Source organism: Thioclava sp. FR2 (genome assembly GCF_051200875.1).
Classification (GTDB): domain Bacteria; phylum Pseudomonadota; class Alphaproteobacteria; order Rhodobacterales; family Rhodobacteraceae; genus Pseudotabrizicola.
Window position 1 is genome coordinate 2666088 of the sequence record NZ_CP195191.1, and the last position, 25149, is coordinate 2691236.

The following is a 25149-nucleotide window of genomic DNA, read 5'->3' on the forward strand; positions in this document are numbered from 1 at the left end:
CCTAAAGCTCAGCCAATGGGCCGTAAAGAATAAGCGCCGGCTGATCGCTGCGTCCTTGCTCCAACTCCCTAGCCAACTCTCCGATTGTCGAGCGGTGTAAGTTCTGTTCCGGATGGCCGACCGCTTCCGCCAAGAGGGCAGGTGTTTTCAGCGGCAGACCGCGTAAAGCCAATTCGCGCGCCAAAGCCGGAAATGTTCTTTTCCCCATAAAAACCACCGTCGTCGCCTCGGCGTCGGCCAAAGCAGCCCAATTCAGGCTATCAGGTAAGTTTCCAGAAATGTCGGCCCCGGTCACGAATTGAACCCGGCGCGCCGTCAAGCGACGAGTCAGCGGGATACCAGCAACGGCAGCGGCGGCACAGGCCGATGGCACACCGGGAATAATCTCATAGCGAATGCCCGCATTGGAAAGCGCTACGATTTCTTCCTCTAATCGCCCAAATATCCCGCTGTCTCCGGATTTCAACCGAACCACCTTTGCGCCCGTCAATGCGTGATCAACCAAAAGCTGGCTGACGTGATCTTGCTTTGGCGAGGGTTTGCCCGCTCGTTTTCCAACAGCGATAAGATCTGCGTTCGTCCCTGCATGTGAGAGAATGGGACCAGACGAAAGATCATCGAACAACACCACATCAGCTTCCGCCAAGCGCCGCGCGGCCTTTAGGGTCAGCAGTTCTGGGTCGCCGGGGCCAGAAGACACAAAGGAAACAAATCCGGTCATGACGTGATCTCAGGTTGGTTTTGGGCAGGGGAAATCAAATGGAAAAAGGTTCCGGTGGTTACGCCACCGCCAGACATTTGCCGGAAGGAACCGGTCTCAGGAACCGTCGCTCCATTCGCGTCTTCCACTTTGGCAAGCGGAGCGTCTGGCTGGGATAGAATACTCGCATAGTGGAATTCGTGGCCCCGAAGCGTTTTCGTCGTTGTCATGCCGGGAATACAGCGTTCCGTGTAGGCAACGCGGTAGCCCAAATGCATCCGTCGCTTTGCAAAGCTTGTTTCCAACCCCAAAAGGCCCAGCATCCGATGCCTCTTGCCATCTGCAGCAACTATGCCTTGGCCTAAGGCCATGTAACCACCGCACTCTCCGTGGACGGGGCGCGTCTGTGCGAATGCCTGCATTCCTTGTCTGAAATTCTCGACGGCAGCCAGCCTTGCACCGTGCAATTCCGGATATCCGCCTGGCAGCCAGCAGACAGTGGCCGCAGCGTCCGGCGCCTCATCGGCCAGTGGTGAAAATGGCAGGATTGTTGCGCCTTGTGCCCGCCAATCGGCGATCAGATGAGGATAGACAAAGGAAAACGCTGCGTCACGCGCCAAGGCAATACGCTCGCCAGGTGCGGCGATCATCGTTGCCCCGTTGGTCGATAAGTTTGAAACTGCTGCAGTCTCTTTGATCGCGGCCAAGTCACAATTGGCCCTTACAAATTCACCGGCCTGCCGCAGCAATTCAGCCAGTTTTGGCAACTCTTCAGCTTGCACCAATCCCAGGTGCCGCTCTGGCAAACTAATGTCTTTGTTGCGCGGAAGTGCCCCCAAAACTTTCAGGCCGGCCGCTTCCATGCCAACCCTGACAAGGGCTTCATGCCTTGGGGAAGCCACCTTGTTCAGAATAACTCCGGCGACCTTCACACCAGCCCGAAAATGCGCAAGCCCCATCGCAACAGCAGCAGAGGTTTGCGCCTGCCCAGACACATCCAGCACAAGAACAACAGGCCAACCGGTGAATGCCGCCAAATCTGCACTCGCCCCTGTGCCTGCCTCACCCGATCTTGCAACGCCGTCGAACAGGCCCATCGAACCCTCGGCGATGATCAGATCTGCCCCTGCGGCAACTTCGATCCGCTCTGAAATCTGAGCCTCACTCATCGCCCAGGTATCCAGATTGACCGATGTCCGTCCGGCGGCTGCAGAATGAAACGCAGGGTCGATGTAATCCGGCCCGCTTTTGAACGGTTGAACATTCAGCCCTTCGTCACGAAAGGCCGCAAGTAGACCCAAAGTAACGGTCGTCTTTCCCGTGCCAGAGGCCGGGGCAGAAACAAGTAGACCGGCGGGGATCATGCGCTTTCCGGGAATCTGGGGTTGGTCCCAACCGGGCGATATCGACGATCATAATCCCCAGCGTAAAGGCGGCTTTCGTTGAACTCCTCGGCACCGATCGAATGACCCACAAGGATCAATGCAGTCCGTTCGCCTTCCCCGATCGACGCATCAATCGTCGAAAGAGTTGCGCGAACGATCCGTTGATCCGGCCACGACGCCCGGAAAATCACAGCAACAGGGCAGTCTTTCCCGTATTCGGGTGTCAGTCGCGCAACGACGTCCGGCAGAACATGGACCGAAAGGTGAATGGCCAGAACAGCGCCCGTACGCGCAAAGTTTTCAAGCGTTTCACCTTCGGGCATCGCAGACGCGCGGCCCGAAGTGCGCGTAAGAACAACCGACTGGGCAACGCCGGGAAGCGTAAGTTCCGCCCCAAGCGCGGCGGCGGCGGCGGCAAAGGCTGGCACACCCGGCGTCACATCATAGGCGATGCCCATAGACCGCAGGCGTCGCAACTGTTCCCCCATCGCCGACCAAACCGAAAGGTCGCCAGAATGAAGCCGGGCCACATCCTTGCCTTCGGCATCGGCGGTCGCAATTTCGGCCATGATCTCATCAAGGCTCATCGAGGCTGTGTTCACAATCTTCGCGCCCGCAGGGCAGTGCTGGAGCAGGGCCTCGGGCACGAGGCTGCCCGCATAGAGGCAAACAGGGCAAGCAGCAATCAGATCACGACCACGCAAGGTAATCAGATCCGGCGCGCCAGGGCCCGCTCCGATGAAGTGAACGGTCATTTCTTTTCTCCCAAGACTTCGGCGATGGCGGCTGTCGCCATGCCATCGGCGGACGATATCCGCTGCACGGTGATGGTTGAGCCGGGGCCGGCGATAACCAGTGCCGCTGCCTCTGCAACAGAACCGGTGCTGTGCATTTCCATGATCCTGTCAGACTGGGTGGGTGTTGCCACACCTTTCACATCGGCCGCGTGTATCGGCACGCCATGCAATTGCGCCAAGGCAAGCAGTGACGGGTCACCAGATTTCTTTTCAATCGTGGCGAAGGCCGAAACAGAGCCGCCAATGGATTCGACTTTGGTAAGAACCTCTTGAAGCGACCTGAAGGAAGCGCCTGTCCGAAATCCAATTCCAGCAACTCTCATTTCACAACGCTCCATTGAACCACTGGCCTGCTTGCAGACCAACCGCGAAACCCTCCCAGCGAAGTGGCTTCTGCCACATCAAATCGCATCAAAGCGCCTCCGTGTCGCGCATGACAGGCCGCCAAAACGGCTTCTGTTTCAAGTGTCACGCCATTTGCAACCAAGCGCGTACCTTCTGGCAGCAGGTTCCAAAGAACGGAATACAGCTCAGCATCCCCACCTCCGCCGACAAAGACAGCATCGGGCCTTTCTAGCCCGGAAACTGCCTCTTTGGCGCGTGAATGGACGATCGCCACACGGTGCGAAACCCCAAATTTTTCGGCATTTGCGCGAATGTTGGGAATGCGGTCACTGCGGGCTTCAACGCAGATGGCTCGCCCCCCAGAGACACACCATTCTACGGAAACAGACCCGGATCCAGCGCCGATGTCCCATAGGACTTCACCGCTCCTCGGGGCCAAAGCCGACAGCGTAAGCGCCCTGATTGGTCGCTTTGTGATCTGCCCGTCGCTAAAGAACAGGTCGTCAGAAAGGCCCGAAGCGCGCGGGATCCCCGCCGCTTTGGGTAAAGCTGCGCCATCCAGTGCAACAGCAACCGGCGCTGCGATATTTTCCGTCTCAGACCAACGTCGGACCTTCTCTCTTGGCCCGCCCAGCGCTTCGCAAACAGTGATTTCTGTTTCACCAAAACCGTTTGACGCCATCCAGTCGGCCAATTCCTGTACTGCCGTCCCATCCCTCAGGGTGCAGATCGCCCGAACACCCCTAGACAAAATGGGAGCCAATCGCGCGTAAGGGGCAGCATGAAGACCAAGGCAAAGCGCCTCCTCCAGCTTCCAGCCCATACGCGCAGCAACAAGCGAAAAGATCGAAGGACTGGGAAAAGAGCGCCATTCATCTGGGGTAAGATGCGAAGAAACAGACCCGCCTGCCCCGAACCAGAACGGGTCGCCCGACGCAAGCATCACCACTTTCTTCCCGCGCAAGGCCAACAGTGGCGCAAGATCAAAAGGTATCGGCCATTCCCGACCCCGCGCGCCAACCTTTGTCAGGGCCAAGTGCCGCGATCCGCCAAACACAACTTCGGCGTCGGCCAATGCCGACTTGCTTGCATCCGACAGGCCAGCCAGTCCATCTTCGCCCAGACCGATGATCGACAACCAAGGATCAGACATGACGCGCGTCCTTCTCTTGGGCGGAACGACCGAAGCCAGCCAAATGGCGCGCGCCTTGGCCAAGGCTGAAGTTGACGCTGTCTTTTCCTACGCCGGACGCACGGCTGCACCCATAGGGCAACCCTTGCCAACCCGTATCGGAGGTTTTGGTGGCGTCGATGGCTTGGTCGGTTATCTGCGGACCGAGCGTATCACGCATATCATTGATGCAACTCACCCATTCGCCGCCCAAATGAGCGCGAATGCTGTTGACGCCAGTCAAATGGCTCAAGTTCCCTTGATCGTCCTGCAAAGGGCGCCTTGGCAAGCTGGGCCGGGCGACAACTGGCATAGCGTTCCCGATATCGCTGCTGCAGTCTCTGCGTTGCCCGAAGCCAAGTCGCGTGTCTTTCTTGCGATCGGAAAGCAAAACCTCACGGCCTTTGCGGCCAAGCCCCAGCACCAATACCTGCTGCGCTTGGTCGATCCACCCGAAGAACCCCTGCCGTTGCCTGATGTCAGCATTGTCATTGCCCGCGGCCCGTTCGGGGCTGATGAAGACGAACGTCTGATGACTGAACATCGCATCACCCATCTTGTGGCCAAAAATGCCGGGGGAAGTGGGGCCGAGGCCAAGCTGATTGCCGCCCGCGCGTTGCATCTTCCCGTGATCCTGATCGACCGCCCAGCCCTTGCAGACAGGCAAGAGACGGACAGTGTCGACAGGGTCATGGAGTGGTTGGGTCATGCAGGCACCGAACGTGGGGTGTAGACCCATTTTCCAACCCGCCTCGTCAATTCGTTTCCGACAATGACCACGGTCCGCATATCCGCCATTTCCGGCTGAGCCTCGGCAAGGCTTACGGTATGGATACGTTCTTCCGGTGTCGAAACCGCACGCGCGAAAAGGATCAGCCGCTCGGGCTCACATTCTTCGCGCAAGATCTCCAGCACTCGGGAAAACTGATACGGGCGGCTAGCTGAACGCGGATTGTAGAACGCCATGGCAAAGCCACCCTGCGCCGCATGGCGCAGCCGGCGCTCCACCTCGGTGAATGGCTTAAGGTTATCTGAAAGGTTGATGGCACAGAAATCATGGCCTAACGGTGCACCAGCACGCGCCGCTGCCGCCAGCATGGCAGTTATACCGGGAAGAATGCGAATATCTGTGTCTGACGCGGCCGGATTCGCCTCAACCGCCTCGAACAAGGCACTGGCCATCGCAAAAACACCCGGATCGCCGGACGACACAATCACCACGCGCTTTCCTTCGGCGGCCATCTTGAGCGCAAGCCCTGCACGGTCAAGCTCAACGCGGTTATCCGAGGGGTGCAAGGTCAAACCTTGGCGCGGCTTAACCCGAGCCACATAAGGGATATAGCCAACCACATCTGTCGCCTCGGCCAAGGCTTCCATGACCTGCGGGGTGACCAATGCGTCATCACCGGGGCCAAGGCCCGCCACCATAACCCAGCCGCTCATTCCTCGCCCCCGGCAACGGGTCTGCGGCCGTGGCCGTGCACCAGAACGATTGCAAAATAGGGGCAGTCTGCCGCGTCAACAGCCGCTAGCTTGACCACGCGTTGCCCCGGCATCGTTCCCCGCTCGATCAGCCATGCATCGTCCAATCGACCCGCCGCTTCCAGTGCCCGCCGCACCCGCGGAAGGTTACGGCCCGTCTTCATGATGGCCAAGGCTTCGGACCCTTGCATGTGCCGAACAAGCTCATCCTCCGGCAGCGTTCCCATAAGGACGGTCAGGATATCATCGCCCCAAGTGATCGGAACGCCCGTCGCATTCCAACAGCCAACCATCCCGGGAATGCCGGGAATGACCTCGACCGGAACTTCATCCTTCAGTCGCACATAGAGGTGCATGAACGACCCATAAAAGAAGGGGTCGCCTTCACATAGGACAACGACCTCTTGCCCGGCCTGAACGAGGTCACGCAGACGAACCGCCCAGTCATCGTAGAATTCTGCAAGAAGTCGATTGTATTCGGGGCTGTCGAAGGGAATTTCGGTCGTGACCGGATATTCCATTGCGTGTTCAGTCGCGCCGTCTGACAGCATCCCTTCGACGATGCGCCGCGCTTGCCCCTGACGTCCTGCCTTTCGGAAATAGGCAATGTGCTTTCCGGAACGGATTACGCGATCGGACCGAACAGAAATGAGATCCGGATCGCCCGGTCCAAGCCCCGCGCAGATGACACGTCCGATTTGCCGCTGTTCCATTGTCATTCCTTGCGCGAAGCGAGCGCGTTTACCGCCGCCACCGTGATTGCCGAACCACCAAGCCGACCGTCAACGACAACCCAAGGCGCCGCGTTCGACTCGGCCAATGCGGCTTTCGATTCTGCCGCCCCGATAAAGCCAACCGGGCAGCCGATAATCGCGGCCGGACGCGGGCAATCCGGGTCTTCCAGCATGTTCAGTAGATGAAAAAGGGCCGTCGGTGCATTGCCGATAGCCACGACCGCCCCGGCCAGATGAGGCTTCCACAACTCAACGGCCGCCGCCGAGCGTGTGTTTGCCATCTTGGCTGCCAAAGCCGGAACCGAAGGGTCATGCAAGGTGCAGATCACTTCGTTGTTCGCAGGCAAGCGCGGACGCGTAATCCCTTCGCTGACCATGCGCGCATCACACAAGATGGGGGCACCGGCCTCCAATGCGGCGCGCGCCGAAATGGCCATCCCGGGGGAAAAGCGGACATGACGTTCCAGCCCAACCATCCCGGCGGCATGGATCATGCGAACGACCACCACTTCTTCTTCGGGCGTGAAACGCGCGAGATCAGCCTCGGCACGGATCGTGGCAAAGGAATTCACGTAGATGGTGGCGCCATCGGTTTCATAGGCGTAGGGCATCAGGCAAGGCCTCTTAGGTCCAGTCCTGCTTCTGGCAGGGACGTCTGCATGGGGCTGTCCTGTGCGGTGCCCCCTTTTACAAGATCAAATCCATTGGCTGTGGCAATCAGCGTCAGGTTGGCGATGCCGGGATGGGCACATCCCTTTGCACAACCCGAAACGTGCAAGATTGCCCCTCGTGGCATTTGCGGCGCCAATCTGCGCGCAATAGGCCGGGTCGCACCCAGCGCCTGAACACAGCTGGGCGAACCCGTACAGGCACGGACCCGAAGAAGCGGATCATCAGGGTCCAGAATCAAACCCGGTAAACCCGGAAGATCGGTCAGACCTTCAACCAGCAGCATCCGCCAAGGCGTCACGCGTATCGACCCCAATCGTGCAAGGCGCGCCAGCGTTTCTGCCTCCATCTGCCCGAATTCAAACCCCACCATAGCACCTTGGGCAACCAAACCCGGAGAAGGTTCAGGACGAGCCGGCGCAGGCTCTTTGGTCCCGGCCAGAGGTCCGGTCGGTGCCTTGCCCTTACCGATCAACGCAGCCATTCGACCGCGGCCTTCTTTCACTCCGCCAGCAGAAACAAACCAATGCGCCAATTCCAAAGCGCGGGCTGGTGCGTCGATTTCAGAAACAGGTGCGCCAAGCTCCGCACCATCACAACGCAATATGAGACACCCCGTGGAATCGCGCTCTAAACGGATATCAGCCGAGATGTTCGATAGAACGGGTTCAGTGCCCGTATCAACGGCAAAGCCAAACTTTCCCGGCAATTCGGGTGCGCCAACCAAAGCCGCCGCCAGCTTATGGGCCAGATCGTCAGTTTGCTGATCGGCAAATGGCGTCACCAATAGATTACGCCTCGCCTCGGATTTCACATCGGCGTCGATCAGTCCCAACACCCGCAGATCTTCGATCAGCTTCGGATGGCTTTCTTCCGTCACTCCACGCAACTGAACGTTCGCGCGCGCCGAAAGGTCGATCAGGCCATTGCCATGCGCCCTGGCCGCTGCTGCAATTCCTGCGGCTTGCGCTTGGGTCAATCGACCAGCATTCGGGCGAACCCGGACCACCAGCCCGTCGCCCGACATCATCGGGCGTAGCGCACCGGGGCACCATCCCTGAACGATGAAATCCCCTGCCCCGCTCATCGTGCGGACTCCAGCTCGGATGCAATCGAGTTCCGCAACGTCAGCCAAAGACCAGCGTCCCGAAGTCTTTGAAAGAGGTCACGCAGGGCTGCCAAAGCCGCAGGATTTTCACGCTCCATGAACGCAACCACATCGTCACGGCCAAGGGTTGCTTCGTGGTAGAGATCAAACAGATGCGGCGGAACAACGCCCGCCAGATGCGCAAAGGCAGCCATATGGTCCAAGGTAGCCGTAATTTCGGCCGCACCCCGGAACCCATGCGCCATCATCCCATCTGCCCAAGCCGGATTTGCAGCTCGTGCCCGCACGACACGCGCGATTTCTTCGGTCAGGCTACGGGCACGGGGGCGGTTTGGTTGTGTTGCATCCAAATGATAAAGCGCCGGGGCTTGTCCACCCAAGCGGGCGACCGCCGCGGCAAAGCCGGCCTCATGCGCGGCGTAATCGGCGGCCAGAAGGACATCGCTTTCCGGCAAGTCTTGAGCATGAACAAAGCCGTCCGCCGACAGAAGCCGCGCTTCAATTCCCGCGCGGTCATCGCGCGATTGGCCGTCCAGACCAATGGCCCAGGAAGATGCCGCGATCCATGCATCACCGGCAGCGGCGCGCGCTTCCGGCGTGAAATCATCCATCGCCACGCCCATACCCAAGCCATATTGGCCGGGCTTTGGCCCGAACACGCGCGAAGCCTTGTCGATATAGGGGTTGTCTTCTGATGCTTCATCCCGATCAGCCAACGCCGAAGCACCGGTCTCAAACAGCACGGCAAGACCCGGAAAAACGTCTCTGAACAAGCCAGATACGCGCAAAGTGACGTCGATCCGGGGGCGCCCCAACAAAGCCAATGGTATAACCTCGACGCCCGAAACGCGACCAGTTCCCGCATCCCACACCGGTGCCAAGCCAGCCAGATGCAGGGCCATCGAAAATTCCTCGCCGGCCGTGCGCATGGTGGCACTGCCCCAAAGGTCCACCACCAGCCCCCGCGGCCAATCGCCGTGGTCCTGCAAATGCCTGCGGACCAGTTCTTCGGCTAATTTCACCCCTTGCGCATGTGCTGACCGCGAAGGCACGGCTCTTGGATCGACCGCAAAAAGGTTGCGCCCTGTCGGAACGACATCCGATCTCCCCCTTGCGGGTGAACCCGACGGCCCTGCCGCCACGCGCTTGCCAGCAAGCGCCCGAAGCAAACCGTCACGCTCGGACGAACCACAGGCCCCGCGTGTCAGAACATGCAATCCATCGCAATACTGGCTTTCCTTGATGTCGCAAACGAAGCGATCAACACGGGTAATTGCTTCGGCCATGCTGGCATCCGCAGGAAGGCCCAAGTCCTTTTCCACACCTGACGCCTGTGCTTCGGCACGAATATCGGCCATCAATCGGTCGCGCCGCGATGGATCAAGCCCATCAGCCGTCGAATATTCATCCAGAAGCCGTTCCAGACGCGCCATGCCTTCTGGGACGACAGATTGCGCCAAGGGCGGCGGCATGTGGCCCAAGGTCAATGCCCCGATCCGGCGTTTCGCCTGAGCGGCCTCGCCCGGATCATTGACGATAAAGGGGTAAATCACAGGCAAATCGCCAATCAGCGCCTCGGGCCAGCAATCTTCGGAAAGCGCCACTGATTTCCCGGGCAGCCATTCCAACGTTCCATGCGCGCCCATATGCACCAGCGCATGCAAGCCCTGCGACCGCAACCAAAGGTAAAATGCGACGTAGCCATGGCGGGGAACGCGAGAAAGATCGTGGTAATCATTATCGCGCTGCGCGACATCCCCGCGTTCGGGTTGAAGTGCGATGATTGATTTGGCACGTCGAAGCGCCCGGAAACGGAAGGTGCCGTTCTGGCAGTCCGGGTCGTCCTCTGGTTGCCCCCAGGCCGAGGTCAGATCCGCCCGGAGAGTCTCCGATAGCGTCTCTAACAAGGCTGCATAGGCCGAAACCGGCCATTCCAGAGTTTCCGACAATAGGGCACTACCCAAGCCGTGTCCTTGGGTGACATCGTAGCCAGTTGCGGCAAGCTCAGCCAGAACAGCTTCGGTTGAAGCCAAGGCATCAAGACCGACGGCATGAGCCAACTGATGCGCGCGACCCGGATATGTTGACAAGACGATAGCGAGTCTACGTTCGGCAGGCTGCGCCACAGCCAACTTGCGCCAAGCTACTACCCTGGCGACGACCGATTTGATCCGCGCAGCGTCAGCCCGATGTGCGAAACGGGAAAACTGAAGATCAAGGTCGCGTTTGCCGGGTGACTTGAAGGAAACCAGCCCCGTGAAAAGCCTGCCGTCAACCTCTGGCAGAACCACATGCATCGCCAAGTCTGCAGGTGACAGCCCCCGGTCTGAAACCGCCCAGTCCCGCCGCCGAGCCGTCGACAAGGCAACCTGGAACACCGGGCAATCTAACCCGTCAAAAGGTGTACTGCCGTCTTCCGCTTGGGCTGAAAACGCCGTGGCATTGATGATCGCATTCGGCGGATTCGTCGCCAAATGCGGTTGGAGCCAATCAGCGAAGCCAGGGGCCTTCAAAGATGGAGCAAACACGCCGCATGCTGCGAAACCGGCCTCTCGCAAATGCTGGATCAGCGAATCAACAGGCCCGGTATCCGCCGCCGTCAGATAGGACCGATAGAAGCTTACGAATGCAACATCACCCGAGGGTGGAGCCGCAATGACACCCAGATCCGGGTCATAGAACCCCATATCCGGCACGCGCTTATCCCCCGGAACCGGACCGGCATAAAGCCCGGCAGAAATCGCCAATTGCGCCAAAGCAGCCTGCGCGGCCACCGCACCGCCTGCGTCGCAAAGTTGGGTCAACCGCCGAAGCGTCGACACAGGCAAGGTCGATGCCGCATCCAGCGCCGGATCAGGGCGCCCATCGGCTGGAAGCACGGCCAAGGCTATCTTGTTCCGGCGCGCCAGATCTTGGATCGACGCGATGCCATAGGGCCAATAGGCCTCGCCGCCAATCAACCGGATAAGAATTGCTTTGGCACCAGCCAAAGTGCGCTCGACATAGGTATCCACAGACACCGGATGCTTCAGCGCAACAATGTTCTGCACCCGCAATGACGGCAATTTTCCAGCTGCGCGATGCCAGCCAGCGGCAAATGCCCCCAAGTCGCTGTCCGAAAACGAAAGCACAACCATATCTGCCGGGTCTTGTCCCGGATCGAAGGGCGTTTCCGCCTCTTCCAGACCATGACTTTCGCGAAAGACAACATGCATGGCAGAGGATCAAGCCCCAAGAACGGCGCGAATGGCGTCTTCGTTGATGTCGTGATGTTCGGCAATCACCACCAGCTTTGACTGGCGAGGCGTGTCGCCCCAAGGCCGATCAAACTGATGGCGAACCCGCTCTCCCACGGCCTGCAACAGCAGGCGCATCGGCTTGCCCGTAACGGCAACATAGCCTTTGACCCGAAGGATGTCCTGTTCGCGGGCCAAACGCTGGACGCGCTCTACAAGATCGGTCACATCTGACACTTCCGGCAGGTCGATGACGACTGAGTCAAAATCGTCATGCTCGTGATCATCATGTCCATCATGATGGCTCGGACGCGCCTCAAGATCGTTCTCGGCAGCCGCATTCAAACCAAGGATAACACGCGGGTCGATCATCCCGTCCGTCATCGGCAGGATTGGAAGGCGACGAGGAGCCTCTGCCTCGATCACCGCTTTCGCCGCAGCGAGGCCAGTCTCTCCTGCCAGATCAGCTTTCGACAAGAGAACGATATCCGCGCAAGAGATCTGATCCTCGAACACTTCGGACAGTGGCGTTTCATGATCAATACTGTCATCCGCAGCGCGTTGTGCGTCGACGGCTTCGACATCAGGCGCAAAACGTCCAGCGGCAACCGCTTCCGCATCTGCAAGAGCAACCACACCGTCAACCGTGATCCGCGACCGGATGGCTGGCCAGTCAAAGGCCTTTAGCAGCGGCTTTGGCAGGGCAAGTCCCGAGGTCTCGATCAAAATGTGATCAGGACGCACCGGCATGGCCATCAAGGCCTCGATCGTCGGAATGAAGTCGTCGGCAACCGTGCAGCAGATGCAGCCATTGGCCAGTTCAACGATATTTTCAACCGGGCAGTTTTCATCCGCGCAAGATTTCAGAATGTCGCCATCAACCCCGACCGTTCCGAATTCGTTGACCAGAACCGCAAGGCGCTTGCCCTGCGGATTTTGCATCAGGTGGCGGATCAGTGTGGTCTTTCCCGCCCCAAGGAAGCCGGTGATGACGGTAACAGGGATCTTGGTCAGGTCAGACATCTAGCGGCTCCAATCTGGGTATACGGGCAAGGCTTTGCTTGCGGAAAATGACGGGGCGTTCACGCCAAGGCACCAATCCGTCAGACGTGGCGTCGTAAAGACCGGCCCCACGCAAGATTTCCGGCGCGTCTGCTTCGGTCATGCGGCCATAAACGTACGACCATGCACCCGGCTTTGAAAGCGCGATCGAACAGCCATGATCACAGGCGGAAAGGCATTCCACAGGTCGGATCGTCACACCTTCCGGGGCCCCAATTTCAACCAATGCATTGTGCAGGCGCGTACCGGGACAGGCTTCGCCTTCAGGAACAGGCTGACCCGCGCGGCAGGTCATGCACACATGTAGTACGGTGCCCATCGGCCACTCCGGTTTTGGCTTATGGGGATAGGCCGTCGGCAAGGATCAAAAATCCCGTTCCGAAGGTCGCGGCACACCCCGTCCGCCCGTTTCAGTCGCGGCACTGGCAGGTCTCCCGGCTTGCGGAGTCGAGAACAGCCCGGCTGCTCCTGCGCTCCGCCCGCCTTCCCGTACCTTGCGGCCAGTGGCATCGGGTGGAACTCTCCGTTCACGGTCGCGGGGGCGGCTGCGCTTCGGTTTCCCAACCCCTTGGGTCGCAAAACCTGTCGCATTCCCTCTTGGCCTGCCGTAGGACAGGCACCAGCGCTCTTGCCCTCTCCTTTGCCATACAGGAGGGGGGAGTCAAGGAGAAGGACCGTCACCATGACCGATGCAAACGACATTTCGTCCCAAAACGACCCAGATGATCTTCAGCGGCATGCCGCGAAGATGGCCAAGAAGAAGGCCGCGCGCGACAAGATCATGGCGTCCAAGGAAGGCGAAAAGGGGCTGATCATTGTCCACACCGGGGCAGGCAAAGGAAAGTCTTCCTCTGGCTTTGGCATGATCCTGCGTTGCATTGCTCATGGCATGCCCTGCGCCGTTGTGCAGTTCATCAAGGGGGCTTGGGACACTGGCGAGCGCCGACTGATTGAAGCCAACTTCTCTGACCTTTGCCAGTTCCATGCGATGGGAGAGGGCTTTACCTGGGAAACCCAAGATAAGGCCCGCGACATTGCCGCAGCCCGCGCGGGTTGGGAAAAAGCCAAAGAATTGATCCGCGATCCCAATATTCGCTTTGTCTTGCTGGATGAGATCAACATTGCGCTTCGGTATGACTATCTCGACATCGAAGACGTGCTCAGCTTTCTGGCGACCGAAAAGCCGCCGCTGACCCATGTTTGCCTTACAGGCCGCAATGCGAAGGATGCACTGATCGAAGCCGCTGACTTGGTCACCGAGATGTCCCTGATCAAGCATCCGTTTCGGTCGGGCATCAAAGGTCAGCCGGGAGTAGAGTTTTGAAGACTTGCGCCTTGCCCGCAGCCCCCGGGGCGCTGCCCCGGACTCCGGGATATTTTTCCCAAGATAAAGGCAACGAAGAATTAACCATCATGCCGCCGGGTAAGTTCGCGGTACAGGGAGGGATCCCGATGACCGTCCAAGGTAAAGGCGCCGCGCTTCCCCCGTGCAAACGGCCCGAAGCGCGGCTGCTGACATTGAAAAACGCTCTGCCCTTTATCTTGGCGATCACTATCCCCGCCGGAGGCTCCCGCAGTGGCAACGTTGAGCAGAGATTTCAGCCGAGGAGCATGGTTTGATGACCGCGCTGATGATCCAAGGCTGCGGCTCGAATGTCGGGAAATCCATGCTGGTCGCTGGCTTATGCCGGGCGGCGCGTCGTCGCGGATTTTCGGTTGCACCTTTCAAGCCGCAAAACATGTCAAACAACGCGGCAGTCACCGTGGATGGCGGAGAGATCGGGAGGGCGCAAGCCTTGCAGGCGCTTGCTTGTGGTCTAGACCCTGTCACCGACATGAACCCCATCCTTCTGAAGCCGGAAAGTGAAGTGGGTGCGCAGGTTGTCGTTCAGGGAAAGCGCCTGACGACGGTCCGAGCAGGTGATTATGCGAAGCTGAAACCCTCTTTGATGCCGCCTGTGCTTGAGAGCTTCGAACGTCTGAAGTCGAAGTATGATCTTGTAATCGTCGAAGGTGCGGGCAGCCCGGCCGAGGTTAATCTGCGTGCGGGCGATATCGCCAATATGGGCTTTGCACGGGCAGCGAATGTTCCGGTGGTTCTTGCCGGAGATATTGATCGCGGCGGAGTAATTGCCCAAGTCATTGGCACGCAAACCGTTTTGGACGTGGATGACGCCAAGATGGTGGCCGGTTTCCTGATCAACAAGTTTCGCGGGGATCCGCGTCTCTTCGACGACGGATACCACCTGATCGAATCCCGCACTGGATGGCGTGGATTCGGTGTTCTTCCCTGGTTTTCAGAGGCACATCTTTTGCCGGCCGAGGATGCATTGGATTTGAGTTCTGGCCCGCAGGAGGATGGGCTGACAATCGCTTGTCTGGTATTCTCACGCATCGCGAATTTTGACGACCTAGACCCCCTGAAGGCCGAACCGGGGGTAAAGCTGGTTATGGTCAAAGCCGGGGAAGCCATCCCCGGCGATGCCCGGCTGGTTATTCTTCCCGGGTCCAAATCCACCCGGGGCGATCTGGCATTTTTACGCAAGCAAGGATGGGACATCGACCTTGCGGCGCATTTGCGGCGTGGCGGGCATATTCTGGGAATTTGCGGCGGCTATCAGATGCTTGGAACGCGGGTTTCCGACCCGGAGGGCATCGAAGGACCAGCCGGAGACACCGACGGATTGGGGTTCCTGGATGTGGAAACGCTCATGACGCCCGACAAGCGTCTGGCGCGGGTCAAGGCGGTTCATGCTGCATCCGGCCTAGAAGTCGACGGATATGAAATTCACATCGGCCGAACCGAGGGCCCGGATCGGCGGCGCCCCTTTGCCTCTGTTGATGGTCGGGACGAGGGTGCGGTCAGTCGCGACGGTAAAGTGATTGGAAGCTATCTTCACGGGCTCTTTGCGGCAGATGATTTTCGAACGGCCTTCTTGGCCCAACTCGGCATCCAAGGCTCTGGAATAAACCACGCCCAACTGGTTGAAAAAACGTTGGATTCCTTGGCCGATCACCTGGAGGCCCATCTTGACGTAGAGGGCCTTCTGGGGTTGGCGCGCTAGGCGGTGCGTGCCCCTGTGCGGAAGCGAAGGACACGGTAAAGCCCGGCCTCTTTCAGGGCATCTTCTGCCTTTTCTGGAACCTTTCCCGGTGCAAAGATCAGGGCGCGGGCAGCGCCGGAGTGGGAGGATGCGTAGCCAAGCGCACCCAGATCGGAGGCAAGTTGCTGGGTAGGATCACCTGATACTCCTCGCCGATGATGACAACGCCGCGCGCTTTCCGATGATAGGGCCGCCTGTTCCGTGAGGCTGGATGAATTTCGCCACGCCGCCACCAAGTCGGACACGTCATCGTAATTCTGATCCACAGCCCGCGTAGGCAGGGCCGGGCCAAAAAATCCGCCCAAGACCTCTGCACGATAAGGCGGCAAACCACGCGAAAGCACGCGACCTTCGCGCGATGCCCAAAGAAGGCGATCCGGCTCATCGAACATCAACGGATCACTTGCACCTTCGGCGGCAACGGTGCCGCAAGCCAATTCTTGCGCTGATCCGGAAAATCCCGAGAGGAGCGCATGGGCAACCAGTGACGCAGTAGACATTCCTGTTCCCAGGCCGGGCGGGAACGGAAGATGAGACAGCGTCAGACCACAGGGAGGCAACCCAAGCGCATTCTCTAGCCGTATCAATGGGTTTCGCGCCATCGCACCATAACCCATCGCGTGACATCCACGCCTGGACTGGGCGTTCTGCCAGGCGCGGACGCGGATGTTTTGTGGCAAAAGAGTGATCAGCGCCAAAGGGCCGTCAGGGCCCATTCGGCCCTGTATCCATTCCCCGAAATGGCATGGAACGGAAAACCCCCGCGAGCCAAGGCGCCTGATGGAATTACCCTGCACTTTGTCCCCAGCGATCCTGATAGATCAGGTCTTCGAGTGGAATACGTTGACGCCAGCCTTTGGCCTGAAGTTCTGGTTCTGTGTAAAGTTCGTCGACGTGACCAAGGCAAAGGTAGGCGATTGGGACCACATGGTCCGGAAGTTCGAGGATTTGCCGCAGGTCTTCTTCATGAAAAATGCTGACCCACCCCACACCAATACCTTCGGCACGGGCTGCGAGCCAGAGGTTCTGGACGGCGCAAACGCTTGAATACAAATCCATTTCTGGGGCATGGGTTCGACCCAGAACGACTTTTCCACCGCGTGTGCGATCACAGGTGATGCATAGGTTGACCGGGGCCTGGGTGATCCCTTCCAGTTTCAGGCTGGAATAAAGGGGGCGGAGGTTTTCCGGAAACATCGTTTCCGCCTCTTGATTGGCCTTTGAAAAAGCGGTCTGAACCTGTGCCTTTACCGCTTGGTCGCGGATGACCAGAAAGTTCCACGGCTGCATGAAGCCGACCGAGGGGGCGTGATGCGCAGCTGTCAAAAGCCGCATCAATGTCGCGTCATCCAAGGGCCGGTCAGTGAACTGGCTCCGCACGTCACGGCGGCTGAAAATCGCTTTGTAAACAGCGGCTTGCTCATCTTCTGTGAAAGCATCCGCAGGGCTGGGCGCGGGGGGTAGGCTGGGCATTTGACACGATCCCCTGTCATCAGAAACGAGGTTGCCCGTTGACCATCAGGCACCCCGGTTTCGTCTGGCCGGTCTTCTGACTCGGTTTCACCTGCAGCTACACCTTCCCGGTCCGAAAACCAGTGGCATTTAGCAGCCGCATCCCCCTTACAGCGTTGGGCACGTTGCGGAATTTCACCGCATTCCCGATTATCCCTTGGCGAACCTTGGGCACCAGACCGGGGCAATCTAGCCATTGCCTTTTGACTTGGCAATCAGAGCAAAACATTCCTTTTGACCGGTACACCCCCTGTACACCCCCCGTACACCCTGCGTACAGACAGAGGGAGCCTTTGCCGGATGCGTCCTGGGCTGGCACTTTTGGCGGAGCGGACCAATGACGATCACCGAGGAAGACGATCTGGAGGGCCTGAAGGCCATTGGCCGGATCGTCGCGAATACGCTTCAGCTGATGTCCCGATCTGTCGAACCCGGCATCACCACCCTTGAGTTGGACGAGATTGGCCGCAAGGCATTGGAGCTGGAAGGGGCGGTTTCGGCACCGGAATCGGTTTATGATTTTCCCGGCGCCACTTGCATCAGCGTGAACGAGGAAATTGCCCACGGCATTCCCGGCCAGCGGGTGATCCGGGCAGGAGATCTGGTCAATATCGACGTCTCGGCCTCGCGGGATGGGTTCTTTGCCGATACGGGAGCGAGCCTTGTGGTTCCGCCCGTCCACGGCAGTCTGGCGCGCCTGTGCAAAGATGGCCATCGCGCCATGGAAATCGGGGTGGCAGAGGTGCGGAGCGGGCAGCCTTTGGCCGGAATTGGCAACGCGATTGGGAAATTTGCCCAAGCCAAGGGCTATACCCTGATCCGCAATCTGGCCAGTCATGGCGTGGGACGGTCGTTGCACGAATACCCCGAAGAGATTGCCACATGGCCAAACCGGAAAGACCAGAGAAGGATCACCAAAGGGCTGGTCCTGACAGTCGAACCTTTCCTGTCGACGGGCGGCCGTTGGGCAGAAAGCGGTGACGATGGTTGGACGCTGTTCAGCGAACCTTCGGCACCGGTTGTGCAATATGAACATACGGTCGTCGCAACGGATCGCGGTCCTGTTGTGCTGACCTTGCCCGATCACGTCGGGTGACGTGTTCAGGCCGGGAATGCGCCTGTTTTCCTGCCCTGTTTCGTTCAGTTATCTTGTCACGCCAGAAGTGTCAGGCGGGGCGAGGACATTAGGGTTGATGACATCAGCCCGATGGGGGTCTATGGTCCTGAACAGATTAAAAAGACCACTTGAAGGCATCCTTTAATGACACCTGCCGCAGTTTCATCCGCACCCTCCTTCTTGCTTCATATTGGCGCAAGGGAAGATGGGTCGATTCAGGCCACGGCAGACCAGAAGGGTTTGAAGCGCGTGCTGGTGCAGCCGGACCCGGATCAAGCGTCAGCGCTTCGCGCCACGCTTCCCGAGGATGTTGAAGTTTTGGCACTTGGCTTGGCTGAAAAGGACGGGCGCGCCGAACTTCTTCAGATGAACTTTGCTGCCCTTAACAGCTTTCGCGAGCCGACGAGCGATCTGATGGAGTTGTTTCCGGGGCTGAAGGTTTTGGGCCGTCAGGCGGTTCCGGTGCTAAGCCCCTTATCCTTGCTGGACCGGATCGGCGCGAAGGCGCAGGTCTTCGACCTTATATTGGATGCACCCGGTTCTGAATTCGAGATTCTGGAAGGCCTGAAATCGGTCGATGCCGTAAAGCAGATCAGACGCCTGACGCTGCGCTGTGGTTCTGGCGTTTTTTACGAAGGCGCGGCCGCACAAGACAAGATCGAGGCCTGGTTGGCGGCCGAGGGCTTTGCCAAGGGTGAGGCCGATCTGAGCGACCCGGATTGGCCGATCGTGCAGTGGAAAAGTGATCCTCAAATTCGCGCCCTGACAGTGGCATTGGACGAATTGCGGGCAAAGGATGACGAGACGACAAAGGCACTGGCCGACATGTCCGCCCGCGCCAAGGATCTTGGCGACCGGCTGAAGGCTGGTGAAGTGGCGCTGGATGAAGCCTGGAAGGGCATCGAGGCAAAGGAAAAAGCCCTAGCCGAAAGCGAAGCGCGGGCGAAAGCGGCGGCCGAGAAGGCGCGGGCTGCGGAAGAAAAGGTCAAAGCCTTGGAAGCCGCGGCGCAGGAAACCCATGAGCGCGCCGAGGCAACGGCCAAGGCGCTGGAAGAAGCCTCTGCCCGTGAAAAGGCCTCAAGTGATCGGGTCGCGACGGTCGAGGCCGCATTGTCCCAACTGCGTGCGGCGGTGGACGCGAAAAGCAAGGCGCTGACCGAGGCGGAAGCAAAATCAAGCAAGGCGGAAGAGCAGGCCAAGTCACTTGAGACCTTGTTGGCCGAGACGCAGGCCGCAGTTGAAGCAAAAGCCAAGACGCTTTTGGAAACCGAGACGCGGTTGAAGGCTGTTGATGAAAAGCTCCGCTCCAACACGGTGACCCTGTCAGAAGCCTGGGCGACGAACCAAACGAAGACGAAGGCGCTGGCAGAGGCTGAAAGCAAGCTGAAAGCGGCAGAGGCGGGGCTTTCCGAAGCGCAAACGGCTTTGGCGGCGCAGACCAAAGCCGCTGATGAAAAGACCGCGGCCCTTGAGGCCAGCCTGACGGACGCGCGCAGCCAGCTGGACGGCAAGGCGAAGGTGCTGACCGAGACTGAAGCTAAGCTAAAGTCGGTTGAGGCTGCCTTGGCAGAGGCGCAAACGGCGAGCGAGACCAAGGCCAAAACGCTGGCAGAGATGGAAGCGCGGGCGAAGGCTGCGGAAACCAAGTCCGAACAGCTAACGGCCACATTGGCCAATGCGCGTAAGCAGGTTGCCCAGCAATCGGACGATGCCCAGCGCTATAGTCTGGATTTGGCGCAGGCACGGCATGATCTGGGCGTTGCGTTGCGGATTCAGGCGCGGTTGCAGGACGATCTGAGGGATTTGCAAGGACGTTTTGAAATTGCCCAAACCGTCAGGGCTGAACAGGAGGAGTTGCTGCGGCAATTGACCCCGCGCCTGCGGCAAGCTGCGCAGCAATTGCACGCTCTGACGCAAGGTGCAGAGACTCCTGCCGCGCTGGTAGCTGCCGGACCTGCCGGCCTTGCGGCACCTTTGGCCATTCCCCCCGTGGACAAGGCGAAAAAGAAGAAAAAGGGGAAGAAAAAGATATGAAGCGCCGGACGCCGCCAAATTATGTTCCGGCTGTCGGGGAGTCCGTCTCTGTCGCTGACTTGACCGATATGGTCGATGAGGCCTTGGCGCTGCTTGAAAGCCGGTTTCCGGTGGATGGAAGAGAGGCGCATCGTCCGAACACGCCGCTTCCCAGCCTGCTGGAACGCTGTGAAGATTTGATTTCGCGGTCTGCCGAAGTGCCGCCGATCCGCGTGATCGTCAGTTTTTCACCGAGGTTGCCGAGCAGGATTCAATCCCTGATCGCCCATTTGCCGAACCTTTCGGAGATCTACGGAAGCAAGCTGGCCAACCCCGCCCTGAGCCGTGTTTCATCGGACCTTCCGGATGGTGTCGAAACACGCCGACAGGCGGGCCTATCCGCCTTTCTAAAGGCCGAGCTTGATCTGAGCAAAGCGGGGAAGTTTCCGGTTCTGGTGCTGGCCGGCAGTGCGCCAGCGGGTTCTGAACCCGGACTGCTTGCCAAGGATCTTGGTCTGCTGGAAGGCGAGAATCGACGGGTTGTGGGTGTGGCGATTGCCGAACATCCGCTTAAAAGCTGGATGAGTGACAGGCATTTTGGGCTGCTGTCCGAAAGCCCCATGCCACTTGAGACCTATGCTCAGCGGTATCTGGAATTTCTGGAGGGAAATCCCTTTCCTGTCCTGACGGTGGACGGGCTTTTGCAGGATCCGGCATCGGGGCTTGCGGAAATTGCCAAGCATCTTGACGTCCCTGTTGGGCGCGGGGGGGCCGAGCCGGAACTTCATTCCATTGCCGAGACAGGCGGTCCGGTCATCCATTATTCGGATGGGTCTATCGCGACCGATGAACCACTGGACACGCCACAATACGAAGATCTGTGCGAAACACTTGGATATGAGCCCGCTTTCGTTGCCATCAGCGACCCTGGGGCTGGGGTGCGTGCTAATTCTCCGCTGGCTTTGGCATCGTCATTGCGGGCTTTTTCGACGGATCGCCCGGCTGCACGGCTGGCTACCTTTCTTCCGCAACTGTCGCTTTTGCTGGATGCTAGTCAGGGGGCGTCGACCTTTACCGTTGATCTGAAACGGCTGATTGAACTGGTCGAAGATTGCCTGTCGCACGCGGACGGGTTTTACGAGCGGTTGGACGTCTTGTGTTCCGGCCTTTCCCCAGCGGATGGGGCGCTGTTGCTGGTGACCTGCGCAAGCCATTACGCGTCGATTGGGGAAAACATCCACTGTATCGCGCTTTTGAACGAGGCGCAGCGGATCATACCTTTGGAGTGCCGTCCGCTGCATCTTTTGGCGGCTCGGCTTTACTTGCGTTGCGGCAAGCCAGATCTTGCCGTTCGGCAATTGATTGTTGATGCGCTTGAAGGCCCGATGCAGTTGCCAGTGCCGCAGCGGGATGCCTTGGATCGGGTGATTGGTCCTGTGATTGCGCCGAAAGGGGCAGAGCATGGCCATGTTCTGCTGATTGATTGGCTGACAGCCCGGCCACCCGAAAAGATCGCGCGGCGCAGGGTATTGATCGAGATCGGCACCACGCGTGAGACGGTTCCCGGCCAAGGGTCGACCGAAAAGCTGGCAATGTTGTGCGACTCTCTCGGCATCGACTTTATCACCGTTGACATGGACCCGCGCAATTCAGCGATGGCGCGACGTCTGTTCAAACGGCTTGGCCTGAATTTCCGGGCGGTCACCTCAAAGGGCGAGGATTTTCTGGCGCAGTGGGATGGCCCGATCGACTATTGCTTCCTTGATGCGTACGACTTTGACCACGGCCAGCACAGCGAGTTGCGTCAGAGCCGGTACGAGAGCTTTCTGGGAAGCCGGATTTCGGATGCGCAATGCCATCAGATGCATCTGGACTGTGCGACAAGTCTGGTTGGCAAGCTGGCCCCGGACGGTGTGATCTGCTTTGACGACACTTGGACGGATGAAGATGGCGCTTGGACCGCGAAGGGCAAGACGGCCATGCCCTATCTGATGGATCATGGGTTCAAGGTGACAGACGCGCGAAATCGGGCGGCTTTGCTGGAGAGAGGTTAGGCGGCTGATCCGCCGTGTCAGGCGCGGAAATCTGTGGTTTGCAGGAACCATTGATAGGTCTCGGCAAGGCCGTCTTGCAGGCTGATTTGCGGCGACCAGCCCATATCCCTTAGCAGCGCGCTGTCCATCAGCTTTCGCATCGTGCCATCGGGTCTTGAGGGATCGGTCACGATCTTTCCTTGAAAGCCCACAACTTTGGCGACCAGATGCGCCAAATCGAGGATCGAGATTTCGGTGCCGCTGCCCACGTTGATGTGGCTGAGCATTGGCTGGGTATGCGCATCGTATTCGGCCTTTGGCGCATCCAGCACGAACAGAGCTGCGGCGGCCATGTCGTCGACATGGAGAAATTCGCGCAGGGGCCTGCCCGTGCCCCAGATGGTCACCTTGTCCAGACCATCCAGCTTGGCTTGGTGAAAGCGCCGGATCAACGCGGGAAGGACATGAGAGTTTTCGGGGTGAAAATTATCCCCCGGCCCGTAAAGGTTGGTCGGCATCACCGACCGGTAATCGGTGCCATATTGGCGGTTATAGCTTTCGCACAGCTTGATCCCGGCAATCTTGGCAATGGCATAGGGTTCGTTTGTTGGTTCCAAAACCCCGGTCAAAAGTGCGTTTTCCCGCATCGGCTGGGTGGCCTCTTTCGGGTAAATGCAAGACGACCCAAGCTGCAGCAGACGCCGCACCCCCGCGGCATGGGCCTGATGGATCACGTTGCATTCGATCATCAGGTTTTCGTAGATGAACTCGGCGGGGTAGCTGTTGTTGGCGTGAATACCGCCCACCTTTGCCGCCGCAAGGATAACCACCTCGGGGCGTTCGGCCTGCAGGAAGTCCCGCACGGCCGTCTGGTTCGTCAGGTCCAGTTCTGCGTGGCTGCGGGTGATCAGTTCCAGCGCCTCACCCGCCGCTTGCCGTGCCTGTAGCCGTCGCAGGATGGCCCCGCCGACCATGCCGCGATGCCCTGCGATGAAGATTCTGCTGACGCTTTGGGCCACTAACTGCTTGTCTCCGATGGGAGGCGCCGATTGCCCGTAGCATAGTTTCGCTGGGCCGGCAGCGGAAGGACATAGAGATCAACCCAACCCTTATCCTGCAGAGCGAGGTTGCGGACATAAGCCACAAAGTCCTTTTCACATCCGGCAACCAATGGCGGCCCCAAGAGGTCATCGAGGCATGTGGCGTTCCACCTGACCCGCGCAACGCTTTCGTGAACGGAATATCGATCCAAGAGATATCGCAATAGGGTCTGAGGATCTGTTCCTTGGCTTTCAAGCCACATCGGCGCAAATTCCGTCTTGATGAACCACCGGGAATTTGAGGTCAGGAACGTCTCGCCGCCAGCGAAGACCCGTTCCTCCCAGCCTTGGGTGTCGATTTTGATGTAGACAGACTGGTCAGCGCCGACATTACTTGCGAGCTGATCCAGAGTGACCACGGGCGTTTCTACAACTGTCCAGTTAGATTGTGCGATTACTCTGCTATCCTGACTGCTTCGTTCATTCACTCCGAAACTTGAAGTGGTTCCAGCCGCATTGGTTGACACAATCGCGGAATGCAGAACGTCGAAGGTCGTTCTGTTGGTTGCAAAATTGTAAGTAATATAATTCTTTAGCCACGGAATTGGTTCTACAAGCGTCAAATGCGCATCTGGAAAGGCACGGCGCATTAAAAGCCCTGTAAAACCGTAATTCGCGCCCACGTCGATACAAAATTCGGGCGCCAAGGCATCACGCAGGGTTGGATAAAAGCGACTAAGGTATTCTTCAGAATGCCCGCGGCTTAGATAGTGCTTTCCTCCGCCGTCGTTGGCTCGGTAGGCGAGTGTAATATCTCCGATCTTCACAGAAGCCATTTCGGCCTTTGGATCAGGAAGTGTCTCTTGTTCAATTGCACTCCCTTGAACGTAGCTTTTGGATTCTTCAGCAAGATCTGGGTAGAATCTTTCAAAAACAGGTCTGCAGGCCTTGCGAATTGCGGCCCGGTGTTCGGGCTCTAAATGTAATTTCCAGTCATTAGGGTCCCCGGATCGATAATGGCTGGTTTCGTCGGTTTGACCCACCGACCGACCGTTCGACATTTTCTTGAAGGTCAAATCAGAATCATCTGGCAACACCCTATATGGGAGCGTGTCATTCCCTGATTGAGCCATTGCTGACAACAGGTTGGTGACAGGTGCCTTGACAAACTCCTCCATAAGGAGCGGAAAGAAACGCTGATCCTCATAAGGCCAGTTGGAGAGGGCGTGTAGTGGGCCCGGAGTGGCCGGAAAAAACTCTTGATCAAGCAAGAAATCAATCGTGGCGCTCAGTCCGTCTCGTTTGTTCAGAACGGAAGTTCTTTCCCGTTGCTGTGCCAACTTCACCCAAGTTCCGGTTTTAAGCGCAATTGCATGCGTTCGGAGGTGAGAAAAATAGGCCGAAACAACTACAGAGAACGGATTTCGTATAATATGGATACCCCCTGCGTCGGGATCCGATAACATACCTGAATGTGCATTCTTTATGTGGAGAATATCGGCCTGTTTCCGAGCCGCTGAAACATCTGCGTCGCCGCGATCATCCATCCAGAACTGCAAACCATTCTTTTCGGCAATAGTATTGAGAGTTCGAGTCATGAAACCGGTTGCGCATTTATGATGGTTCCATATCTGCAACATT

The 25149-nt window shown here is 58.5% G+C and carries 22 protein-coding genes and 2 riboswitches; of the genes, 6 read left to right on the forward strand and 16 right to left on the reverse strand.

Features of this window, described 5'->3' with window-relative positions; all coding sequences use genetic code 11:
- Position 1 precedes the first annotated feature (1 nt).
- The 5 genes from cobA to cbiE are packed head-to-tail and all read right to left on the reverse strand — an operon-like array spanning position 2 to position 4380.
- The gene (gene cobA, locus ACSBLW_RS12940; RefSeq protein WP_435257032.1) at positions 2-721 is read right to left on the reverse strand and encodes a uroporphyrinogen-III C-methyltransferase; all 720 of its coding nucleotides are present in this window, start codon (positions 719-721) and stop codon (positions 2-4) included.
- Positions 718-2064, reverse strand: a complete 1347-nt coding sequence (locus ACSBLW_RS12945; protein ID WP_435257033.1) for a cobyrinate a,c-diamide synthase — start codon at positions 2062-2064, stop codon at positions 718-720. The genes cobA and ACSBLW_RS12945 overlap by 4 nt, the downstream gene beginning before the upstream one ends.
- Positions 2061-2840, reverse strand: coding sequence for a precorrin-4 C(11)-methyltransferase (gene cobM / locus ACSBLW_RS12950; protein WP_435257034.1), 780 nt, complete (start codon positions 2838-2840; stop codon positions 2061-2063). The genes ACSBLW_RS12945 and cobM overlap by 4 nt, the downstream gene beginning before the upstream one ends.
- The gene (locus ACSBLW_RS12955; RefSeq protein ID WP_435257035.1) at positions 2837-3205 is read right to left on the reverse strand and encodes a cobalamin biosynthesis protein; all 369 of its coding nucleotides are present in this window, start codon (positions 3203-3205) and stop codon (positions 2837-2839) included. Before ACSBLW_RS12955 ends, cobM begins: the two co-directional genes overlap by 4 nt.
- Positions 3202-4380 (reverse strand): precorrin-6y C5,15-methyltransferase (decarboxylating) subunit CbiE, encoded by a 1179-nt coding sequence (cbiE, locus tag ACSBLW_RS12960; RefSeq protein ID WP_435257036.1) that lies wholly within the window; start codon positions 4378-4380, stop codon positions 3202-3204. The genes ACSBLW_RS12955 and cbiE overlap by 4 nt, the downstream gene beginning before the upstream one ends.
- Here cbiE and ACSBLW_RS12965 point away from each other — a divergent pair.
- On the forward strand, positions 4379-5131 hold the full coding sequence (locus ACSBLW_RS12965) for a cobalt-precorrin-6A reductase (protein ID WP_435257037.1): 753 nt from the start codon (positions 4379-4381) through the stop codon (positions 5129-5131). The genes cbiE and ACSBLW_RS12965 overlap by 2 nt on opposite strands.
- Here ACSBLW_RS12965 and cobJ read toward each other — a convergent pair.
- The 7 genes from cobJ to ACSBLW_RS13000 are packed head-to-tail and all read right to left on the reverse strand — an operon-like array spanning position 5104 to position 13008.
- A complete protein-coding gene (gene cobJ / locus ACSBLW_RS12970) occupies positions 5104-5841 on the reverse strand; it encodes a precorrin-3B C(17)-methyltransferase (protein ID WP_435257038.1) in 738 nt (245 codons plus the stop codon). The genes ACSBLW_RS12965 and cobJ overlap by 28 nt on opposite strands.
- Positions 5838-6599 (reverse strand): precorrin-2 C(20)-methyltransferase, encoded by a 762-nt coding sequence (locus tag ACSBLW_RS12975; protein ID WP_435257039.1) that lies wholly within the window; start codon positions 6597-6599, stop codon positions 5838-5840. Before ACSBLW_RS12975 ends, cobJ begins: the two co-directional genes overlap by 4 nt.
- The gene (locus ACSBLW_RS12980; protein WP_435257040.1) at positions 6596-7225 is read right to left on the reverse strand and encodes a precorrin-8X methylmutase; all 630 of its coding nucleotides are present in this window, start codon (positions 7223-7225) and stop codon (positions 6596-6598) included. Before ACSBLW_RS12980 ends, ACSBLW_RS12975 begins: the two co-directional genes overlap by 4 nt.
- The gene (cobG, locus tag ACSBLW_RS12985; RefSeq protein WP_435257041.1) at positions 7225-8370 is read right to left on the reverse strand and encodes a precorrin-3B synthase; all 1146 of its coding nucleotides are present in this window, start codon (positions 8368-8370) and stop codon (positions 7225-7227) included. Before cobG ends, ACSBLW_RS12980 begins: the two co-directional genes overlap by 1 nt.
- Positions 8367-11606 carry a cobaltochelatase subunit CobN gene (gene cobN, locus ACSBLW_RS12990; protein WP_435257042.1) on the reverse strand — a complete coding sequence of 1080 codons (3240 nt, stop codon included), beginning with the start codon at positions 11604-11606 and terminating at the stop codon, positions 8367-8369. The genes cobG and cobN overlap by 4 nt, the downstream gene beginning before the upstream one ends.
- Before the next feature lie 9 nt (positions 11607-11615).
- Entirely contained in the window at positions 11616-12650 is a 1035-nt protein-coding gene (cobW, locus tag ACSBLW_RS12995; RefSeq protein WP_435257043.1) for a cobalamin biosynthesis protein CobW, read from the reverse strand.
- On the reverse strand, positions 12643-13008 hold the full coding sequence (locus ACSBLW_RS13000) for a DUF1636 family protein (protein ID WP_435257044.1): 366 nt from the start codon (positions 13006-13008) through the stop codon (positions 12643-12645). The genes cobW and ACSBLW_RS13000 overlap by 8 nt, the downstream gene beginning before the upstream one ends.
- 88 nt (positions 13009-13096) lie before the next feature.
- Positions 13097-13328, reverse strand: a riboswitch (cobalamin riboswitch).
- 43 nt (positions 13329-13371) lie between these two features.
- On the opposite strand from ACSBLW_RS13000, the gene cobO reads away from it, so the two are divergent.
- Together cobO and ACSBLW_RS13010 are read left to right on the forward strand one after the other, a co-directional pair.
- Positions 13372-14013, forward strand: a complete 642-nt coding sequence (gene cobO / locus ACSBLW_RS13005) for a cob(I)yrinic acid a,c-diamide adenosyltransferase (protein WP_435257045.1) — start codon at positions 13372-13374, stop codon at positions 14011-14013.
- A gap of 295 nt (positions 14014-14308) precedes the next feature.
- A complete protein-coding gene (locus tag ACSBLW_RS13010) occupies positions 14309-15754 on the forward strand; it encodes a cobyric acid synthase (protein WP_435257046.1) in 1446 nt (481 codons plus the stop codon).
- On the opposite strand, the gene ACSBLW_RS13015 is transcribed toward ACSBLW_RS13010, so the two are convergent.
- Positions 15751-16509, reverse strand: coding sequence for a propanediol utilization protein (locus ACSBLW_RS13015; protein ID WP_435257047.1), 759 nt, complete (start codon positions 16507-16509; stop codon positions 15751-15753). The genes ACSBLW_RS13010 and ACSBLW_RS13015 overlap by 4 nt on opposite strands.
- 70 nt (positions 16510-16579) lie before the next feature.
- On the reverse strand, positions 16580-17266 hold the full coding sequence (gene bluB, locus ACSBLW_RS13020) for a 5,6-dimethylbenzimidazole synthase (RefSeq protein WP_435257048.1): 687 nt from the start codon (positions 17264-17266) through the stop codon (positions 16580-16582).
- Positions 17267-17315: 49 nt separating this feature from the next.
- A riboswitch (cobalamin riboswitch) is annotated at positions 17316-17499 on the reverse strand.
- Between the two features lie 143 nt (positions 17500-17642).
- On the opposite strand from bluB, the gene map reads away from it, so the two are divergent.
- From map to ACSBLW_RS13035, 3 genes are all read left to right on the forward strand, one after another.
- Positions 17643-18401 carry a type I methionyl aminopeptidase gene (gene map / locus ACSBLW_RS13025; protein WP_435257049.1) on the forward strand — a complete coding sequence of 253 codons (759 nt, stop codon included), beginning with the start codon at positions 17643-17645 and terminating at the stop codon, positions 18399-18401.
- 201 nt (positions 18402-18602) lie between these two features.
- Positions 18603-20456: a hypothetical protein gene (locus ACSBLW_RS13030; RefSeq protein ID WP_435257050.1), complete on the forward strand. Its 1854-nt coding sequence runs from the start codon at positions 18603-18605 to the stop codon at positions 20454-20456.
- Entirely contained in the window at positions 20453-22489 is a 2037-nt protein-coding gene (locus ACSBLW_RS13035) for a hypothetical protein (protein WP_435257051.1), read from the forward strand. The genes ACSBLW_RS13030 and ACSBLW_RS13035 overlap by 4 nt, the downstream gene beginning before the upstream one ends.
- A 17-nt stretch (positions 22490-22506) precedes the next feature.
- On the opposite strand, the gene fcl is transcribed toward ACSBLW_RS13035, so the two are convergent.
- Complete coding sequence (gene fcl, locus ACSBLW_RS13040; RefSeq protein ID WP_435257052.1) at positions 22507-23487, reverse strand: GDP-L-fucose synthase; 981 nt, start codon at positions 23485-23487, stop codon at positions 22507-22509.
- Positions 23487-25148, reverse strand: coding sequence for an FkbM family methyltransferase (locus ACSBLW_RS13045; RefSeq protein WP_435257053.1), 1662 nt, complete (start codon positions 25146-25148; stop codon positions 23487-23489). Before ACSBLW_RS13045 ends, fcl begins: the two co-directional genes overlap by 1 nt.
- Between the last annotated feature and the right edge of the window lies 1 nt (position 25149).

Bases quoted from the DNA above. Each gene is read 5' to 3' on its own strand.
- cobA (WP_435257032.1), bottom strand. From the start codon at position 721: ATGACCGGATTTGTTTCCTTTGTGTCTTCTGGCCCCGGCGACCCAGAA.
- ACSBLW_RS12945 (WP_435257033.1), bottom strand. From the start codon at position 2,064: ATGATCCCCGCCGGTCTACTTGTTTCTGCCCCGGCCTCTGGCACGGGA.
- cobM (WP_435257034.1), bottom strand. From the start codon at position 2,840: ATGACCGTTCACTTCATCGGAGCGGGCCCTGGCGCGCCGGATCTGATT.
- ACSBLW_RS12955 (WP_435257035.1), bottom strand. From the start codon at position 3,205: ATGAGAGTTGCTGGAATTGGATTTCGGACAGGCGCTTCCTTCAGGTCG.
- ACSBLW_RS12965 (WP_435257037.1), top strand. From the start codon at position 4,379: ATGACGCGCGTCCTTCTCTTGGGCGGAACGACCGAAGCCAGCCAAATG.
- cbiE (WP_435257036.1), bottom strand. From the start codon at position 4,380: ATGTCTGATCCTTGGTTGTCGATCATCGGTCTGGGCGAAGATGGACTG.
- cobJ (WP_435257038.1), bottom strand. From the start codon at position 5,841: ATGAGCGGCTGGGTTATGGTGGCGGGCCTTGGCCCCGGTGATGACGCA.
- ACSBLW_RS12975 (WP_435257039.1), bottom strand. From the start codon at position 6,599: ATGACAATGGAACAGCGGCAAATCGGACGTGTCATCTGCGCGGGGCTT.
- ACSBLW_RS12980 (WP_435257040.1), bottom strand. From the start codon at position 7,225: ATGCCCTACGCCTATGAAACCGATGGCGCCACCATCTACGTGAATTCC.
- cobG (WP_435257041.1), bottom strand. From the start codon at position 8,370: ATGAGCGGGGCAGGGGATTTCATCGTTCAGGGATGGTGCCCCGGTGCG.
- cobN (WP_435257042.1), bottom strand. From the start codon at position 11,606: ATGCATGTTGTCTTTCGCGAAAGTCATGGTCTGGAAGAGGCGGAAACG.
- cobW (WP_435257043.1), bottom strand. From the start codon at position 12,650: ATGTCTGACCTGACCAAGATCCCTGTTACCGTCATCACCGGCTTCCTT.
- ACSBLW_RS13000 (WP_435257044.1), bottom strand. From the start codon at position 13,008: ATGGGCACCGTACTACATGTGTGCATGACCTGCCGCGCGGGTCAGCCT.
- cobO (WP_435257045.1), top strand. From the start codon at position 13,372: ATGACCGATGCAAACGACATTTCGTCCCAAAACGACCCAGATGATCTT.
- ACSBLW_RS13010 (WP_435257046.1), top strand. From the start codon at position 14,309: ATGACCGCGCTGATGATCCAAGGCTGCGGCTCGAATGTCGGGAAATCC.
- ACSBLW_RS13015 (WP_435257047.1), bottom strand. From the start codon at position 16,509: ATGGGCCCTGACGGCCCTTTGGCGCTGATCACTCTTTTGCCACAAAAC.
- bluB (WP_435257048.1), bottom strand. From the start codon at position 17,266: ATGCCCAGCCTACCCCCCGCGCCCAGCCCTGCGGATGCTTTCACAGAA.
- map (WP_435257049.1), top strand. From the start codon at position 17,643: ATGACGATCACCGAGGAAGACGATCTGGAGGGCCTGAAGGCCATTGGC.
- ACSBLW_RS13035 (WP_435257051.1), top strand. From the start codon at position 20,453: ATGAAGCGCCGGACGCCGCCAAATTATGTTCCGGCTGTCGGGGAGTCC.
- ACSBLW_RS13045 (WP_435257053.1), bottom strand. From the start codon at position 25,148: ATGTTGCAGATATGGAACCATCATAAATGCGCAACCGGTTTCATGACT.